Here is a 17,703-nt window from a genome sequence, read left to right on the forward strand (position 1 = left end):
CGGGGTTTTGTTATGCGTTGGCGTCGTGTGCCGATGGAAGCCTTCAGAGCTTTCCGGCCCGCTGCTGGATCATCATGAACGTATCGAAAGTGTATTCCGAAAGCTGCATCCAGAGATAGGCGTCCCGCTTGAAGGCGGTCTGGTCGTCGTAGATCTTCTTGAAATACTGGTTGGTGCCGGAGATTTCGCTGTAGATGCCGGTCGCCGCCTGGAAGCAGGCTTCCATGATTTCCTGGCTGAAGGGGCGCAGCGTCGCACCTTCTGCAACGAGCTGCTTCAGCGCCGTCGGATTCTTGGAGTCGTACTTTGCCAGCATGTTGGTGTTGGCGAAGGCGCAGGCATCGGTGAGTGCGGCCTGATAATGCTTCGGCAGGCTGCTCCATTTTTCAAGGTTGAAGAAACCATGCACGGTCGGGCCGCCTTCCCACCAGCCCGGATAGTAGTAGTACTTCGCCACCTTGTGGAAGCCGAGCTTCAGGTCGTCATAGGGGCCGACGAATTCCGCCGCATCGATCGTGCCTTTTTCCAGCGCCGGATAGATGTCGCCGCCGGCAATCTGCTGCGGGATGACGCCGACCTTCTCCATAACGCGGCCGGCAAGACCGGCAATGCGCATCTTGACGCCCTTGAGGTCATCGAGCGTATTGATTTCCTTGCGGAACCAGCCGCCCATCTGCGCACCGGTATTGCCGGCAGGCAGCGCATACATGCCCTGTGTGGCATAAAATTCATTCATCAGCTTGTTGCCGTTGCCCTCGTAAAACCAGGCATTGGTCAGGCGGCTGTTGAGGCCAAACGGAATGGCCGTTCCGATGGCGTAGGTCGGGTCCTTGCCGACGAAATAATAGGAGGTCGTGTGGGCGGCCTCGACCGTGCCGGCGGCCACCGCATCAACGGCCTGCAGGCCAGGCACGATTTCACCGGCCGCAAAAGGCTGGATCGTGAAATTGCCGTCTGTCGCAGCGGCGACATGCTTGGCGATGTCCTCGGCGCCGCCATAGATCGTATCCAAGCTCTTCGGAAACGACGACGTCATGCGCCACGCGATCTTCGGATTCTCCTGCGCGATCGCAGGCGCTGCCAATGCCGTTGCGGCGACCGCGCCGGCGCTGGCGGTCCCCGCCTTCTTGAAAAACGAACGACGATCCATCAAAAACCTCCCGTATGGATGGCACTGCGCGGCCAATCTTCACCCCACCCGCAGCCGGCGCAAACCTAAGCATGGCAGGGGCCGCGATTCAAGCTTTAGTCTATTAGCCTTTGGCATCAAACCGGCAACAAGGGAATGCGAGTGCACCCATCAAAATCAGCGGCTTAGCAGCAAAGCCGGAGCCACGGGGCCGCTTCGGCCGTATTTTGGCCACCTGACACAGCCAAGCGTTGACTTAAGGGCCGTTCTGGCGCCAGAAACGCTGTGCAGAAAGATTTTTACCGGGGTTGATATGACGAAACCGATCGTTGCCATTCCTGCCGATATCCGCAGCTTTGACGGCGCAACCTGGCATGCCGTGCAGCATCAATATCTGCGTGCCGCCTTGAATGCGGCCGGCGTCATGGCCTTCATCATCCCGGCTTTCGAGGCAGGCTACGATACCGACGCGATCCTCGACCGCGTCGACGGCCTCCTGGTTTCCGGCTCGGCCAGCAACGTGCACCCCTCGCTCTACGGTGCCGAGGCCAATGACAAGGACGGCCCCTTCGACCCCGCCCGCGACGCCACCAGCCTGCCGCTGATCCGCCGCGCCCTCGACCGCGCCATCCCGCTGCTCGCCATCTGCCGCGGCATCCAGGAGCTGAACGTCGCGCTCGGCGGTTCGCTGGCAAGCGAGATCCAGGAGCAGCCCGGCATTTGGGACCATCGCCGGCCGGACGGCGTCGACCGCGACGGCATGTATGCGATTCGCCAAAGCGTCCACGTCAAGGAAGGCTCCTGCATCGCAAGCATTCTCGGCCCCGGCGAAATTCGTGTGAATTCGCTGCATCGGCAGGCGATCGCCAGGACCGCCCCGCGCCTGCAGGTGGAAGCGATCGCCGAAGACGGCACGGTGGAAGCCGTCTCCGTCATCGACGCCAGGGCCTTCGCCGTCGGCGTGCAATGGCATCCGGAATATTGGGCCGAAACCGACAAGCCTTCGAACCAGCTATTTCAAGCTTTCGGCGACGCCGTCCGCACCTATGCCGCCAGCAAGCTGCCAGTCACCCCCGCGCAGGCGATCGCCTGACGGTGCGGCACCGGCGCGCTATCAGCCCGCCAAGCGTTGAACAGCACCATCAATGGTGATCGTCGTCCTCGTCGTCATGCTCGTGCTTGAGCCAGGTGCAGAGCTCCGCCGGTAGCAGTTTCTCATAGGCATCGTCGCTGCCAACGAACTCCCCAAGATCCTTGACGCTGACAAAGCCGACATTCGGAAATTGCTCGGCCGCGCTGCGCAAGAAGTCGAAACGCTCGTCACCGACACCGACCATGACATAGTAGATCTGCGATTCGGCATGCTCGGCCTTCTGCAGCAGAGCCCAGGCCGCGTCTCTGTCGGCATTCTCGCCATCGGTGAGGAAGTAGTTGATCGCCGGAATCCCCGACCGTGTCTCCTCGCCGAATGTATCGCGACTCATGCCGAAGATCATGCCGAGCAGGCCGCCAGCCGCCTCCTCTTCCATCAAGCCGTACGTCATCAGGTTCGAGCGGATGACCGGTCCGTAATCCGTGCCGCCCCAAAGTACGGCTTTCAGCGCATTGTTGCCGATGATTTCACGCTCGACGTAACCCTCGTAATTTTTGGCGGTGGCCGGCGCGATCGATGCCATCCTCTCCTGATTGGAAAACACCCAGGTATCGATACGCCCGTCGTCATCGAAATAAAGAGCGACGGGAAGAATACGCTCGAGCGCCGCCTGGACCGCACCAGATTTGAAAAGATCGGTCATCGAGCCCGAGACATCGATGTTGATTCCGACTTGGGCAGGAATGCGCTCGTGAATGCCCTGTTTCTGAAGGACGAAGCCGACGCGTCGAACTTCTTCCTCGGGCTTGTGCAGCTTGAATGTCGTCATTGTCATTCCTCCGATCTGAGTTTTCCAAGAATGCGCGCATGAATGTCGCGAAGCAGTGATCTGGTGCCAGCCTGCGCTGACGATTGCGCGCTTCGGGCCGCCGTCAACGCTGCGGAATAGGCTGCATGCCAGGCAGGCAGTTCCTCGCGCAACAGGCCATCGCCAGCGTGTCCGAGCGCGTCCACGTGCCGCGCGAGCCCGGCAACGGTATGCATGCTCATCTCGATCGTGGCCTTCGTCGCCGACAGGCTGGCAATCCTCGTCTCGATCGCTTCGGCTTGCGAGGTGTAATGCGCCTGCCGTTCGCGATCGGAAAACTGAATTCCGCCGACATGATCGACCAGGAAGCGCGCCGCCAGGATGTGTGCGGCGAGATCACGGTCGAGCGCCGTATAGGCCTTGCCGACGGCGCGAAGCCGTTTTGCAACCGCAACGATTTCGGGCGCAAGCGCATCGAGTTCCTTCGCCAGGGCCTGCACGTCGGGATAAAGCTGCAGAAAGAGGCTGTCGGGATCGCGCGGAGCCGCCAGCGCCTTGATTGCCTTCAAGACCCCGCCGCGAACGGCAAATACACGGTCCGGATCGAGATCGACGAGACGCTGGAGCAGCTCGGCGCCAAGACGCCTTCCCCTTGCCAGCGCTTCATTGTCGGCAAGCGCGAGTTCGCTTTCGGCAAGCCTGCCATGCTCTGTCTGCAGGCGGGCGCCGAAACGCACGACATCGTCGAAATAGTGATCGTCGAGATTGGTGCCGTCGACGATGCGCAGCGCCGCCGCCGCGACCGGTACGGCAGCGCCGGCATCGATCTTCCGCAGCGTCTCCACGCTGCAGGGAATACGCCGACGAACTTCCCCGGCGCCGAGAACCCGCGGTTTGTCGCCCTTGGGCGTCGGCGGGCGCGGCGAACCGAACAGGACTTTCGGCTGGGTGAACTGCCGGGAAGGCTCGGCGGCGTCAGGCGAGGCGTCTTCGGGAAAAAGCACCTTGGGCAACCGCCCTGGCTCCTTGTCAGGCGGTCCATCTGCCTTGCCGTTCATCGAGCGAGGCTCCGGTTCAGCCGAAATAGGCTTGGATGACGTCACCAAGCCCGGCATTCGAGCCTGCACCGACCGCATGGAACCGCCAGGATCCATCCGGCTGTTTCAGGAAGGAAGCCACCTGGATCGTCGTCTTGCCGGCAAATTCGGCGGTGAGCTGATAGCGGCAAAGCTCGTCATCCATCGCGTCGCAAACCTCGATATAGGCGTTTTTGACCTTGCCAAAGTCCTGTCTCTTGCGCTCGGCATCATGGATCGTCGCCCACACGGCAAGCTCGGAAACCTCGTCCGGCAGCTTCGCCAGCACGATCTTGAACTCCTCGCGAAAACCCTCGTCATGGTGGCCGCCGCCATGATCGTCGTCGTCGCCGTCCTCGTCGGCTTCCGGCCTTTTCACCAGGCCGCCGCGCCCGGTCCGGTCGTCGCGTTCGTGCCACATCGAGCCGTCATCTGTCTGGAAGGAACCGTCGGCATTCTTGCTCAGGGATCCTTCCGGATTGCTGGAACTGCGCACGAAAGCATAGCAGAGCGCATGCGAGCCTTCATTGTAGAGCCGCGCGCGGTTCGCATCGCCACCGGGATGAACCAGCGCAAAACAATGCACGTCGAGATCGAAGGCCGGTCCCGAGCCTTCAGGCGGATCCCAGACAAGTCCCGAATGGACGAGCTGGATCTCCTTCTGGATCTGGAATGACTGCCCCTTGTTGAGCTTGAAGGTTGCCATGCGCTGTCTTTCTCCTGAAGTCTCAGATTGGGCGATCGGTCACAATTTGTCGGGCTTGTTCGAGCTTGGTGCGGGCAGCGGCATAACGTTCCTTGTTTCGCTCGCCTTCGGCGACCACCTTGTCGGCGATATCGCGCAGCCGCTGCGCCGTGCCGAGCACCAGATCGGCATCGGCAAGGCGGGTCTCGCCGGCTGCCTTGACCGAGTTGACCGAAACATCCTCCAACACCTGAGACCCATATTGCTGCAGCGACGCGCGCAGTTCACGCCGCATGGCGTTCATCTGCTGGATCGACTGCATCTGGAAGAGCGCGTGCAGCCGGATCAGGATCGATTTGATGTCGTTGAATTCGGCATTGGCCGAAGTGACCGTATCCGCAAGGGTCGCAAGCGCTGCACCCCGGGCAATGCCGATCGAATCGAGATCGGCCGGCGCCTTGGCATAGGCGGTTTCGAGAACGAGAACCCGGTTCTGGAAGATATCGAGCTTCTGCGAGAAGTCACGGGCTTCCTGAACCTTGAGCGGATCGCCGGAGGCAGCCTCTTGCGCCAACCGGTCGAGCTCGCGGCCGGCATCGGCAAGGATGCGTCTTCCGGCTTCGACGAAAACACCGAGAGACACGATCGTATCGCGGTATCCCTCCGCCAGCGTGCTCATGCGCGACACTTCAAGGATGAGCTTGCCGCTCTCCTCCGCGATCTCAGCCTCCATCGGCCTGACGAGATCGCCGAGCGATTTGGCCTTGCTCTGCAGCATGCCGCGAGCCTCGTCGGTCACCGTCTTGAGACGCCTGGCGGGGTCGCCGAGGCCGACGGCCATCAACAGGCGTTCGAGGAAATTGCCCTTCAGCTTCTCGCGGATGCTTGCTTCGAGCCCTTTGAGATCGGCGTCATTGATGCCGTCCCGGATCGTCCGGAACAATTCGAACAGCACCGGCGACTGCGCATTGGTGATCTGAGAAAGGATGGCGTCGAGCTTGGCGCCAAAACCGCCGATGGCTTCCTGGCCGAAGGTGATGAGATTTTGCGGCTCGACCGTTGCCAGCCTGTACCGTTCTGCGAGATCGACGACCTCGCCGGCTTTTGCAGGCGGAAGAACGACCGTGACGACGGCCGGCAGGCCGCCGGTGGAAAGCGCGGGTATCAGACCCGGGCTCGTTTCGAGGGTCTTGGTCTCCGACGCATTTGGCTCCGACATGCCGTCAATCCCCCTTTGTTCGGCCCTTTGTTCTGCTGCCTGCCGGCGCGATTCCAAAGCGCACGGGAAGGTTGAGAATCTTGGTTGCGAAATCGGCGAGAATGTAACCGAAGGAATTGCGCTGGGCAACATATCGTCCAGGAACAACAGTCGATTGACAGCGCCGGCATAGAGGCCGGGGACCTGGCGCATTTCGCAAAAATCAACTTCTATGCGGCGCGCCTAGCTCTTTTGCGGTGTCTCCGGCACCGGCGTCAGCGCGGTCCCCTTTTCGAACCAGGCAATGAGATTGTCGGCGACGAGATCGGCCATGGCGTTGCGGGTCGGCACCGAGGCGGAGGCGACGTGCGGCAGGAGCACCGCATTGACCGGTTCCAGCAGGCCGGCCGGCACGGTCGGCTCGTCATAGAAGACATCGAGACCGGCCGCGCCGAGCGCACCGGAGGTCAGTGCTGCACTCAGCGCCTCCTCGTCCACCGTCCAGCCGCGGCCGACATTGACGAGAATACCGTCAGGACCAAGGGCTGCCAGAATATCGGCATCGATCGTCTTATGCGTCTGCGGCGTCTTGGGAACGATGGCGATCAACGTATCCACCGCTTCCGCCAGCCCCTTCAGCGTCGGGTGATAATCATAGGGTGCATCGGCATGACGCGAGCGCGTGTGATAGCTGATCTTCACCTTGAACGGCTCCAGCCGCTTGGCGATTTCGAGCCCGATGCGGCCAAGGCCGTAGAGCCCGATATGGCGACCCTTGAGCGAGAAGCGCGACAGCGGATAGGTCGCGCCCGGCTTCCAGTTGCCGGCGCGCAGCCAGGCCTCGGCCCGCGGCAATTCGCGGATCGTGTTCAGGAGCAGACCGATCGCCGTATCGGCGACTTCGTCGTTCAGAACCTCAGGCGTATTGGTGACGACGATGCCCTTTTCGGCGGCGCGCTTCACATCCATGCCGTCATAACCGACGCCGAAACTGGCAATCACCTCTGCATGCGGCAGCTGATCCATCCAAACACCCGGGAAAGCGCCGGAGACGGCGACGCCGCGAATGCGGCCGGCCGTTTCGGCGTCGAGCGCAAGCCTTTCCTCGCGCGCCACGGCGATAATCTCGAAGCGATCCTTCAGCCTTTCGAGAACGCGCTCGTGTATCTTCCCTGGAACGAGAATGGCGATGCGAGACATGGCTTTTCCTCTTGGATGGCGGTCTTGGTTCAGGCGCGGGGCCGATGGGGACTGGTGGACTGGCGAATGCGCATTTCCGGCTTGATCAGATGCATGCCGTCAGGCTCGTGACTGCCGGCAAGGCGATCGAGCAGCGCCCGGGCCGCTAGGCGCCCGACCTCTGTCTGGCCGTTCCAGACGGTCGTCAGCGCCGGCGTGGCGATCGACGCCTCCTCGAGATCGTCGTAACCGGTGACGGAAATATCGCGTCCCGGCACCAGGCCGGCACGGGCAATCCCGTTCATCAACCCGATCGCCACGAGATCGTTCCAGCAGACGGCCGCGGTCGGCTTCTGCGGCAGCGACAGGAAATGCACCGCCGCCTCGAAGCCGCCCTGTTTCGAGCGCGGGCCGGGAATGCGCAGGTTCGGATCGACCTCGATGCCGGCCTTGCGCAGCGCATTGACATAACCCTGGTAGCGGTCGCGGCCGGTCGATGTCTGGTCCGTGCCGCCGATCATGGCGATCGAGCGGTGGCCGAGGCCGATCAGGTGGTTGGTGGCGAGCGAGATGCCGTAGCTGTCGTCGCCGCGATAGGTCGGCAGATCCTGGCCTTCCATCGAGCGGGCAACCAGGATCGCCGGCATGCCGTTTTCTTCCGCCAGCTGCACGTCCTCAGGCGGCGTGCCGATCGCCGGCGACATGATGACGCCGTCGCCGCCGAGCTGCAGAAGCGTCTCGATGAAGGTGCGCTGCTTTTCGACATTGTCGTAATGATTGGAAAGGATGAAGGTGTGGCGGCTGCGATCGAGCTCGCTTTCGATCGCCTTCAGGATTTCCCCGTAGAACGGGTTCATGATGTCGTGCACGACGACGCCGATGATGCCGGAGCGCGAGGTGCGAAGGCTGGCGGCGCGGCGATTGTAGATGTAACCGAGCGCGCGCGCCTGTTCCTTGATCTTTTCCCGGGTATTGCCGGCGACGAGCGGGCTGTCGCGTAAGGCAAGCGATACCGTCGCCGTTGAAATGCCGAGTGTTTCGGCAATTGTCGAAAGCTTGATCTTCTGGACCACGTGTCCTCCTCCAGGCAGCACGCAAGACAGCAAGACCACGCCGGCTAACCGGCGCGGTCCCCTTAAAATGTTTAATTAAAAGATTTAACCGGCGGAAGCAATTCGTCTTTCAGGGAAAATTCAGTCTTCGTCCGGTTCTTCGATGTGCAGGGCTTCGGCCTGCAGATTGCCGTCGATCGCCTTCAGCAGGCGGACGAGATTGCGGATTTCCTTTTCGGAAAATGCCTGTGTCGCCAGCCTGTCGCAGGCCGAGGCCGCCATTTCTATCCCCTGCACGCTGCCGCGCCCGAGCTCAGTGAGATAAACCTTGGTGAGACGCGCATCCTCGGCATCGGGCTTACGCTCGAGAAAACCCTGCGCCTCCATGCGGCCGATCGTGCGCGTCATCGTCGGCGCCTTGACGCCGAGCTTCTGGGCAAGCCCGCCGGCCGTCATGCCGTCGCTCTCGGCAAGCGAGAGGATGACGCCGTCCTGGCCAGCATAGAGGCCGCTTTCGAGCAGGTTGCGCGAGAGCACCGTCCGCATGGAACGAGCCGCCTGGGTCAGCGCCGGCGAGAGGTCGACCAGCGTATACTCGGTCTGATCCTTCTTCTTGGACTTGTTCTTCTTGCCGTCCTTATGCTTCTTTCCCATAGCCATCCCTTTGATCTTTAAGCGCCGGCGCCGCTGCGATATGACATTGCCCAGGATCTCGTCATAAACAAGAGGCAACGACCGGATGATGACGCCTTCGCCCCGCTTCGACGACAGCGACCCGGTCTCTACCCGCGGCGGGCGCCGTCCGATCGCCGTGCTGCCGCTCGGCGCTCACGAACAACACGGCCCGCACCTGCCCTTCGAAACCGACACCCTGATTGCCGAAGGCATCGCCGGACGATTGAAGGCGGTCTTATCAGCCGGCCTGCCGGTCACCTTCCTGCCCGCCGAATCTGTCGGCTATTCCATAGAGCATATGGATGTTGAAGGAACGAAGACGCTCGCCTTCGACGAAGCCGTCGACCGCTGGCTCAGCATCGCCGAGCGGTTGGCCGAGCAGGATATCCGCAAACTGGTGATGCTGAACGCCCATGGCGGCAATTCGCCCCTGATGACGATCGTCGCCACCGAGGCGCGAATCCGCTTCGCCATGCTGGCGGTGGCGACGAGCTGGACCCGCTTCGGTTTGCCCGATGGCGTGATCGCGCCGGAGGAAAAAGCGATCGGCATCCATGGCGGCGATATCGAGACCTCGGTGATGCTGGCGCTTCATCCCGACAAGGTCGATATGGTGAAGGCGACGGACTTCCCCTCCCGACAGAGCGAATTTGCCGGACGCTTCAAACATCTTCGCGCCTACGGGCCGCACGCTTTCGGCTGGAAGATGTCGGATCTCAACCCGCAGGGCGCGGCGGGTAACGCCGCGGCTGCGACGGCGGAAAAGGGCGAGGCGCTGATTGCCCATGCTGTGAAGGGACTGATGGAATTGCTGCAGGATGTCGACGCCTTCGACATCACGCAGTTCCGGTGAAGATCGGCATCTGAGCGGTACAGATGATGTGATCTTATAACATTATAAAACCCTTTGAACTGCCGCGCCCATGCCATTATATGAGACCAACCGTTCAAGCAGCCGATCCAAACCGCTCGGCCGTACGCCTAATCCTAGAGGTTCTCATGACCGACGCGATCTCCACGCAGAAGCCCATTCCCGTCACCGTGCTCACCGGTTATCTCGGCGCCGGCAAGACGACTTTGCTTAACCGCATCCTTTCCGAAAACCACGGCAAGAAATATGCGGTCATCGTCAATGAGTTCGGCGAAATCGGCATCGACAACGACCTGATCGTCGAGTCGGACGAAGAAATCTACGAGATGAACAATGGCTGCGTCTGTTGCACGGTGCGCGGCGACCTGATCCGCGTCGTCGAAGGCCTGATGCGCCGTCCCGGCCGCTTCGACGGTATCATCGTCGAAACGACGGGCCTTGCCGATCCGGTGCCGGTCGCCCAGACCTTCTTCATGGACGACGACGTGCGCGCCAAGACCGAACTCGACGCCGTCATCGCGCTCGTCGACGCCAAGCACCTGCCGCTGCGCCTGAAGGACAGCCGCGAGGCCGAGGACCAGATCGCCTTCGCCGACGTCGTCGTCATCAACAAAAGCGACCTGGTGACTCCGGACGAGCTTGATGTGATCGAAGACATCGTCCGCGCCATCAACCCGGCCGCGCGCGTCTACAAGACCAGCCGCTCCGGCGTCGACCTCGCCCGCGTGCTCGATCAGGGCGCCTTCAACCTGGAACGCGCGCTGGAAAACGATCCGCATTTCCTGGAGCACGGCCATGACGACCATGTCTGCGGCCCGGACTGCGATCACGACCACCACCATCATGATCATGACCATGATCACCACGGGCACGAGCATCATCACCATGGCGCCATGTCGGCGATCCATGATGTGACGGTGCAGTCGGTATCGCTGCGCGGCGGTCAGATGAACCCGGAGCGCTTCTTCCCCTGGATCCAGAAGGTCACCCAGACGCAGGGACCGAACATTCTGCGCCTCAAGGGCATCATCGCTTTCAAGGACGATCCCGAGCGTTATGTGGTCCAGGGCGTGCACATGATCATCGAGGGCGATCATCAGCGGCCGTGGAAGGAAGGCGAAAAGCACGAGAGCCGTCTCGTCTTCATCGGCCGTGATCTCGACCGCGAAAAGCTCGAAGCCTCCTTCAAGGCCTGCGAGGCAGCCGCCTGATGCCGACAGTTGCACCGCTTGATCTCGACGGCCACGTTCTGGCCGTCGAATTTTTAGGTGATGTCCCCTTCTTCGCAAACGCCAGCGGCACGTTTCACCGGCTGGACGGCGGCGACAGGGTTTGCGAAGCCCATCAAGGCATGCTCACCGCCATCCGCGACCCCTATAGCGAGAGCCTGATCTCCGGCGGCGAGGACGGCAAGGTGCTGCGCATCGCAGCCGATGGCAGCGTCAGCGAGCTCGCCACTGCGCCACGCAAGTGGATCTCGCAGGTTGCTGCCGGCCCGCAAGGCGCCATTGCCTATTCCTACGGCAAGAGTTCGCTCGTGCGCCTTGCCGACGGCACGACCAAGGAATTTGCCGAGGAGCGCACCGTCGAAGGTCTTGCCTTCGCGCCGAAGGGCCTGCGCATCGCAGCCGCGCGCTATAACGGCGTGTCGCTGCATTGGATCGGCATGAACGCCAAGCCCATCGATCTCGAATGGAAGGGTGCGCATACCGGCGTCACCTTCTCGCCCGATGGCAATTTCCTCGTCACCTCGATGCAGGAAAACGCGCTGCACGGCTGGAAACTCGACAGCAAGCCCGGCGCTGAAGCCCGCCATATGCGCATGACCGGCTACCCCTCCAAGGTGAAATCGCTCTCATGGTCGGTCAAGGGCAAATGGCTCGCCTCGTCGGGCGCGCCTGCGGCCATCGTCTGGCCGTTCCAGGGCAAGGACGGGCCGATGGGCAAGGCGCCGCTCGAGCTCGGCACGCGCGCCAACATCATGGCGACCGCGGTGAAATTCCATCCGCTCGAAGATATCCTCGCCATCGGCTTCATCGACGGCATGATCCTCGCCGTGCGCATCGCCGACAGCAAGGAGGCGCTGCTGCGCCGGCCCGGCAAGGGCGCGATCACGGCGATGAGCTGGAGCAAAAACGGCAAGCTGCTCGCCTTCGCCTCCGAAGCCGGCGACTGCGGCGTCATCGATATTTCGGCTTGAGCCATTTGCCGGCCGGGAAGACATCGTGACGGAAGCGGCGGCTAAAAGGGAGTCAAGCCGGAGATAGCGGACTTGCCAAATGCCTTGCCCGGGAGAAACATCAATCCCGCGCAGGCATGACTGCGCAGTCGCCGACAGAGGAAACGGGAATGCCGAAATCCACCGGCCTTGGTCTGGCCGAGCAACAGCTGCAGTCCCCGGACAATGCATTCGTCTGGGCGGTGATCCGCGCCGAGGCACTCGAGCTTGCCGCGCGCGAACCGATCCTGCAGCACCTGCTCGCCGCTCAGATAACGGCCACCTCCGGCAACAGGGAGATCATCGCCCGCGTGCTCGCCGCGCGGCTTGCTGCGACGCAGGTGGAAACGGGCGATCTGTTCGACCTCATCCACTCCACACTCAACGACGATATCATGCGGGCGATCGAGGCCGATCTCGTCGCCGTGCGCCAGCGCGACCCGGCCTGCACGACATTTCTTCACGCGCTGCTGAACCTCAAGGGGTTTCATGCACTGCAGACGCACCGCATCGCCCACGCGCTCTGGAATGCCGGCCGGCGGGAAATCGCCACCTGGCTCGCCAATCTCGCCTCGCTGGTCTTCGGCCCGGATATTCATCCGGCCGCACGGATCGGCGCTTCCATCATGCTCGACCACGGCTCGGGCATCGTCATCGGCGAAACGGCGGTGATCGAGGATGAAGTATCGATCCTGCAGAATGTCACGCTTGGCGGCACCGGCAAGGAAACCGGCGACCGCCATCCGAAAATCCGCCATGGCGTGATGATCGGCGCCGGCGCCAAGATTCTCGGCAATATCGAAATCGGCGCCTTCAGCAAGATTGCCGCCGGCAGCGTCGTGCTGAAGCCGGTTCCCGAACATTGCACGGTCGCCGGCGTGCCGGCGACGCTGGTGCGCGTCCACCGCGCCGACGAAATCCCCGCCGAGACGATGGACCAGAATATTTAATGCATCTCGCCCGGAAGTGTGCAGCGGTTCCGGGATAACGACATGCATCAAAACAAAGAGCTAGAGCAATTCCAGCAAAAGCGTGAAGCGGTTTTGCGTCCGGAATTGCGTAAAACAAACCCCGTCCGTTACGCAGCCTGCTGATTTTCTCCGAAGGCTTCGACCCGGTTGCGGCCTTCGCGCTTCGAACGATAAAGCGCCTCATCCGCCTTCTTTATCAGCTGTTCAAAATCTCCGCCGCTTTCCCCACGCGTGGCAACGCCGATGCTCAGCGTCGGAAAGACGGCCAGATCCGGCTGATGCAGGACGGCGGCGGCGAAGGCGAGACGGATGCGCTCGGCAATCGCCACTGCATCCTGCCCGGAAACATCCTTCAGCACCACCAGGAACTCATCGCCGCCTTGACGGGCGAGCAGATCGTTCGAGCCCATGATGCTTCTCGAAACACTGGCGAAAAGCCGCAGGATATCGTCGCCGCTCGCATGGCCATGCCGGTCGTTCAACTGCTTGAAATGGTCGATATCGATGGTGAGCAGCGATACCGGCTGGGAACCGAGAGCCGGCAGGCGCTGGGCAAGGCCGCCGCGATTGAGCGCGCCGGTCAGCGGGTCGTGATGGGCGAGTTCGGTCAGCTGATTTCGGCTGCGCTCGGCGGCCATCAGCACCATAGCCATGCTGCGCAGCATGATGAACGCGACCGCCGATACCGCCATCCAGCTATGGACCACATTGCCGCCGAAAGGATCCGGCCCGCCGATCTCGCCGGTCGCGGCAAGAATGCTGCGCACCGCAAAGATCATCGCAGTGCAGACATAGAGGCCGACGAGCAGGACTGCCGAATACAGCTTCTCGCGCCGGGCAATATCGATTGCCTCCCTTGCGACGGCAAGATCGCAGAGGCAGCAGATGACGGAGACATAGAGAAGTCTCGCCGACACCGCCGAGGGATCGCTGACAATAAGTGCGACAGGCACGCTGACGAGAAGGATGGCAAGCCAGAAATAGCGCTGGTCGAGGGCCCGGCCGGCAAAGACCCGCACGGCGAAGAACATCAGCATGTAGCCGGCAATGGTCACGATATTGCCGCCGTCGACCGAGACCGAATAGGGAACGAGATTGCGCAGCGCGACGAGGAACGAACCGACGCCGACAAGCAGGTTGCTCAGGCCCCACCAGAGCGGCCATCTCTCGAAGCGGCCGGTCGCATAGGCTGCGAGCTGGAGAATACCAAGCACAAAGCAGCTCACGGCAACAATGAAATAGATCGTCCTGAGATCCAGCAGCATGACGTCTTCCCGAAATTCTCGAGGAACGTACAGGAGGCGTTTTGCGGTTTGATTGGGGGCTTCGGTAGAAGTTTAACGATCAGCGGTTGTTCATGCGGCCCGCACCGTGCCGATGATATCGGCCAGCAGGGCGTGCAACAGGTCCCGGTATCCGCGGGCCGAGGGACCGCCTTCCTCCGAGGTCATGACGACAGTCAGATCCAGCGACGGCACGATATAGAGCATCTGCCCGCCATAACCCCAGGCGAAATGCACCTGTTCACCGCCGATCTGCCGGGTGAACCAGCCATAGCCATATTCGTCGCCGGAGAAATGCGAGTTGGTGCGGTGCTGCCACGACAGGGAAATCCAGTCGGCCGGTACCACCTGCTCGCCGTCCCGAGTGCGCCCTCCATTGCGGTAGAGTTCGCCGAAAGCAAGCAGGGACCGGGCGCTCATCGCCATCTGATTGCCGCCGAGATAGATGCCCTGCGGATCGCGCTCCCATGCGCCGATCCGGAAACCGTCGACCGGCCCAAGCCATTCATGTGCCAACGCCAGCGTCGACCGCCGGCTCACCTTCGTGAGAATGGCCGACAGCAGATGCGTGGATGCGGTGGAATAGAGCATCTCGCCGCCGGGCTGATCGACGAAAGGCTGGGAGAGCGCAAAACGCACCCAGTTGCGCGAGGAGACCCAGCGGCCGTAATTCGGCCCCGACATGCGATTGAGCCCGGCCTGCATCGAGAGAAGATGACCGATGGTGATATCGTTGATGCGCGGATCCGGCGTCGCGGGGAGATCGGCCTTCAGGATCGGCGCGATCTTCTGATCGGGGCCCACCAGCAGGCCCTTGTCGATGGCAATGCCGACCAGCGCCGAAATGACCGACTTCGAAGCGGATTTGATATTGGTCGATCCCGACGGCGAATGGCCGTGGAAGCCGCGTTCGGCGAGCACCCGTCCGCCGCGCGCGACGATCACCACCTTGAGAGGCCACAACGCCGGGTCATCAGCCGCCTGGTCGAGAAGGGGATCAAGCCCGGTGAAGGTACGGGCCGTGCTCTGGGCAGCGGCCGGCATCGTCGCGGCAAGCGGCAAACTGAAGAGGACCAGAAGGGCGAGAACGCGGATCATGCAGCGCAAGATAGGATATCAGCCCGGCATGTTTGCGGCCGGCGGTACATTTCACGCGATTGTGTTGCTCAATGCGTAGGGCATCCCGGTGAGCCCACGCGGTACCCGAAAAAACAATCCGCGCCGCAACCACGACAGGCCCGCCTGCCTCCATGGTCAAGCGGCGCGGATATTGCCGGCCGGGGTAAGGACGTTCAACCCCGGCCGGCCGATTGCTAGGCTGCGCGGCGAAGCGGCGCGCCGGCCAGCATGCGTCCCGAGGGGACGATCATGCCGGCCGCGCCGTCAAGCCAGCCTTCCGTGAGCTCGAGCGCCAGAAGGCGCGAGCGTTCGAACGGGCCCGGCATGACAAGATGGCGAGCCTTTTCGGCAAAAAAGCCGAAACGCTCGTAATAGGCGGCGTCGCCGACGAGCAGGACGGCGCCATGCCCGCGTTTCTTGGCTTCGAGGATCGCCGCGCGCATCAGCGCCGAGCCGATGCCCTTGCCGCCGTGATGCGGCGCAACGGCGAGCGGGCCAAGCAGCAGCGCATCGATCGGTGTGCCCTCGTCATTGACGCCGGCCTCGATGTTCCAGAGCCGCACCGAGCCGATGACATGACCGTCGCGATCACGCGCGACGAGCGCCAGCCCCTCGGCCGGAACACGGTTGCGGCGGATCTTCTCCGACGACTTCTTGCGGCGGCCTGCGCCCATGACCCGGTCGAGCAGGTTTTCACGGGCAACGACGTCCGACGGATTTTCGGCGTCGATGGCGAAAGTGGTGGGCGCAAAGAATGCGCGGACAGAATCAAGAACAGCGGCCATCTTGGCCTCCCGTACCCAATACCGTTATCAGCGGCGATGAAGGAAAATTGTGAAATTGCCGCCCCGGCTGGTTACGGGGCCGGCGGAAACGACCTCAGATGACGTAGGCTTTCAGCGGCTCGAAACCGTTGAAAGCGACCGCCGAATAGGTCGTCGTATAGGCGCCGGTGCCTTCGATCAGCACCTCGTCGCCGATCGAAAGGGAGATCGGCAGCGGATAGAGGTTCTTCTCGTAGAGCACGTCGGCCGAATCGCAGGTCGGGCCGGCAATGACGCAGGGCTCCATCTCGTCGCCGTCGTGCTCCGTGCGGATCGGATAGCGGATGGCTTCGTCCATCGTTTCGGCGAGACCGCCGAACTTGCCGATGTCGAGGAATACCCAGCGCGCATCGTCATTGTCCGACTTCTTCGAGATCAGCACGACTTCCGCCTTGATGACGCCGGCATTGCCGACCATGCCGCGGCCCGGCTCGATGATCGTCTGCGGGATCTGGTTGCCGAAATGCGTGCGCAGCGCCTGGTAGATCGACTTGCCGTAAGCTTCTGCGGACGGAACGTCGCGCAGATACTTGGTCGGGAAGCCGCCGCCCATGTTGACCATCTGCAGGTGGATACCCTGCTTGGCAAGCGAGACGAAGACGCGCTTGGCATCGGCAAGCGCCGAATCCCAGGCATCGACCTTGGTCATCTGCGAACCGACATGGAACGAGACGCCGTAGGACTGCAGGCCGAGCTGGTGGGCGTAGACGAGAACATCGACGGCCATCTGCGGAACGCAGCCGAACTTGCGCGACAGTGGCCATTCGGCGCCTTCGCCATCCGTCAGCACGCGGCAGAAGACGCGGGCGCCGGGAGCGGCACGCGAGATCTTCTCGACTTCCTCGTGGCTGTCGACGGCAAAGAGGCTGACGCCGAGCGCATGCGCGCGGGCAACGTCACGTTCCTTCTTGATCGTGTTGCCAAAGGAGATGCGGGCGGCGGTCGCACCGGCTTCGAGCGCCATTTCGATTTCGGCAACGGATGCGCAATCGAAATTGGAGCCGAGGCCTGCAAGCAGCTTCAGCACTTCCGGGGCCGGGTTGGCCTTGACGGCGTAGTAGATGGCGCTGTCCGGCATTGCGTGACGGAAGGCGTGAAAATTGTCTCTGATGACGTCGAGGTCAACCACGAGGCAGGGACCGTCGGGACGTCGGGTTGCGAGAAAGTCGCGGATGCGCTGGGTGGTCATATCGTTCCCTCTTCCAATTCCAAAGCTCCGGCATCAGCCGGAGGACAAAGGGCATACGAGAACTCGCATTGGAACCAGCCGGTGGAGACCCCGGAACCATAGCAAGCGCTCGATGCGCGGATAGTGAACCAACGCCGCGATGCGGTGTAAGTTCGGCTTTGTCTGCCATGGATTGGAGGGAGAATCCCAACCGCACTTCCGGCAATGATGGTGTGCCTCTTCAGTAACCCCCGCTGATGGAAAGCAGGGAGAGAACAAAAAGGCCCGCACCGTCGTTGCTTCAGGCGTCCTCGCATTTTCCGGTTGGCCGGAATAGCGACTGGAGGGGTTAAT

Annotated in this window: 17 protein-coding genes; 5 read left to right on the plus strand and 12 right to left on the minus strand. The window is 62.1% G+C overall.

Going from position 1 to position 17,703, the window contains the following annotated elements:
* Positions 1-43: 43 nt before the first annotated feature.
* Positions 44-1,150, minus strand: a complete 1,107-nt coding sequence (locus CO657_RS17355; RefSeq protein WP_003590245.1) for a TRAP transporter substrate-binding protein — start codon at positions 1,148-1,150, stop codon at positions 44-46.
* Positions 1,151-1,442: 292 nt separating this feature from the next.
* Here CO657_RS17355 and CO657_RS17360 point away from each other — a divergent pair, with 292 nt between their 5' ends.
* Positions 1,443-2,222: a gamma-glutamyl-gamma-aminobutyrate hydrolase family protein gene (locus CO657_RS17360; protein WP_054184202.1), complete on the plus strand. Its 780-nt coding sequence runs from the start codon at positions 1,443-1,445 to the stop codon at positions 2,220-2,222.
* A gap of 49 nt (positions 2,223-2,271) precedes the next feature.
* On the opposite strand, the gene CO657_RS17365 is transcribed toward CO657_RS17360, so the two are convergent.
* The 7 genes from CO657_RS17365 to CO657_RS17395 all read right to left on the minus strand — a co-directional run bounded on the left by CO657_RS17365 (position 2,272) and on the right by CO657_RS17395 (position 8,874).
* Entirely contained in the window at positions 2,272-3,051 is a 780-nt protein-coding gene (locus tag CO657_RS17365; protein ID WP_012558970.1) for a VWA domain-containing protein, read from the minus strand.
* Positions 3,052-3,053: 2 nt separating this feature from the next.
* A complete protein-coding gene (locus CO657_RS17370) occupies positions 3,054-4,088 on the minus strand; it encodes a hypothetical protein (RefSeq protein WP_054184201.1) in 1,035 nt (344 codons plus the stop codon).
* Positions 4,089-4,104: 16 nt separating this feature from the next.
* Positions 4,105-4,812 carry a TerD family protein gene (locus tag CO657_RS17375; protein WP_054184200.1) on the minus strand — a complete coding sequence of 236 codons (708 nt, stop codon included), beginning with the start codon at positions 4,810-4,812 and terminating at the stop codon, positions 4,105-4,107.
* Positions 4,813-4,834: 22 nt separating this feature from the next.
* The gene (locus tag CO657_RS17380) at positions 4,835-6,010 is read right to left on the minus strand and encodes a Toxic anion resistance protein (TelA) (protein WP_054184199.1); all 1,176 of its coding nucleotides are present in this window, start codon (positions 6,008-6,010) and stop codon (positions 4,835-4,837) included.
* Between the two features lie 222 nt (positions 6,011-6,232).
* Complete coding sequence (locus CO657_RS17385; RefSeq protein WP_054184198.1) at positions 6,233-7,189, minus strand: 2-hydroxyacid dehydrogenase; 957 nt, start codon at positions 7,187-7,189, stop codon at positions 6,233-6,235.
* A gap of 29 nt (positions 7,190-7,218) precedes the next feature.
* Positions 7,219-8,241: a LacI family DNA-binding transcriptional regulator gene (locus tag CO657_RS17390; protein ID WP_003590238.1), complete on the minus strand. Its 1,023-nt coding sequence runs from the start codon at positions 8,239-8,241 to the stop codon at positions 7,219-7,221.
* Between the two features lie 120 nt (positions 8,242-8,361).
* Positions 8,362-8,874, minus strand: coding sequence for a MarR family winged helix-turn-helix transcriptional regulator (locus tag CO657_RS17395; protein ID WP_003590237.1), 513 nt, complete (start codon positions 8,872-8,874; stop codon positions 8,362-8,364).
* Positions 8,875-8,959: 85 nt separating this feature from the next.
* Between CO657_RS17395 and CO657_RS17400 the strand changes: the two genes are divergently transcribed.
* From CO657_RS17400 to cysE, 4 genes are all read left to right on the plus strand, one after another.
* The gene (locus CO657_RS17400; RefSeq protein ID WP_054184197.1) at positions 8,960-9,748 is read left to right on the plus strand and encodes a creatininase family protein; all 789 of its coding nucleotides are present in this window, start codon (positions 8,960-8,962) and stop codon (positions 9,746-9,748) included.
* 146 nt (positions 9,749-9,894) lie between these two features.
* A complete protein-coding gene (locus CO657_RS17405; RefSeq protein ID WP_054184196.1) occupies positions 9,895-10,977 on the plus strand; it encodes a CobW family GTP-binding protein in 1,083 nt (360 codons plus the stop codon).
* Positions 10,977-11,966 (plus strand): WD40 repeat domain-containing protein, encoded by a 990-nt coding sequence (locus CO657_RS17410; RefSeq protein ID WP_003590234.1) that lies wholly within the window; start codon positions 10,977-10,979, stop codon positions 11,964-11,966. Before CO657_RS17405 ends, CO657_RS17410 begins: the two co-directional genes overlap by 1 nt.
* 149 nt (positions 11,967-12,115) lie before the next feature.
* Positions 12,116-12,934, plus strand: a complete 819-nt coding sequence (gene cysE, locus CO657_RS17415) for a serine O-acetyltransferase (protein ID WP_054184195.1) — start codon at positions 12,116-12,118, stop codon at positions 12,932-12,934.
* A gap of 128 nt (positions 12,935-13,062) precedes the next feature.
* Here the strand turns inward: cysE and CO657_RS17420 are convergent, their stop codons facing one another.
* From CO657_RS17420 to odc2, 4 genes are all read right to left on the minus strand, one after another.
* Positions 13,063-14,220, minus strand: coding sequence for a GGDEF domain-containing protein (locus tag CO657_RS17420; RefSeq protein ID WP_054184194.1), 1,158 nt, complete (start codon positions 14,218-14,220; stop codon positions 13,063-13,065).
* Between the two features lie 90 nt (positions 14,221-14,310).
* The gene (locus CO657_RS17425) at positions 14,311-15,336 is read right to left on the minus strand and encodes a serine hydrolase domain-containing protein (protein WP_054184193.1); all 1,026 of its coding nucleotides are present in this window, start codon (positions 15,334-15,336) and stop codon (positions 14,311-14,313) included.
* Positions 15,337-15,551: 215 nt separating this feature from the next.
* A complete protein-coding gene (locus CO657_RS17430) occupies positions 15,552-16,142 on the minus strand; it encodes a GNAT family N-acetyltransferase (RefSeq protein ID WP_054184192.1) in 591 nt (196 codons plus the stop codon).
* Positions 16,143-16,236: 94 nt separating this feature from the next.
* Positions 16,237-17,370, minus strand: coding sequence for an ornithine/lysine decarboxylase (odc2, locus tag CO657_RS17435; protein ID WP_054184191.1), 1,134 nt, complete (start codon positions 17,368-17,370; stop codon positions 16,237-16,239).
* Positions 17,371-17,703: the final 333 nt, after the last annotated feature.

The sequence above is a fragment of the Rhizobium acidisoli genome (assembly GCF_002531755.2).
GTDB lineage: Bacteria > Pseudomonadota > Alphaproteobacteria > Rhizobiales > Rhizobiaceae > Rhizobium > Rhizobium acidisoli.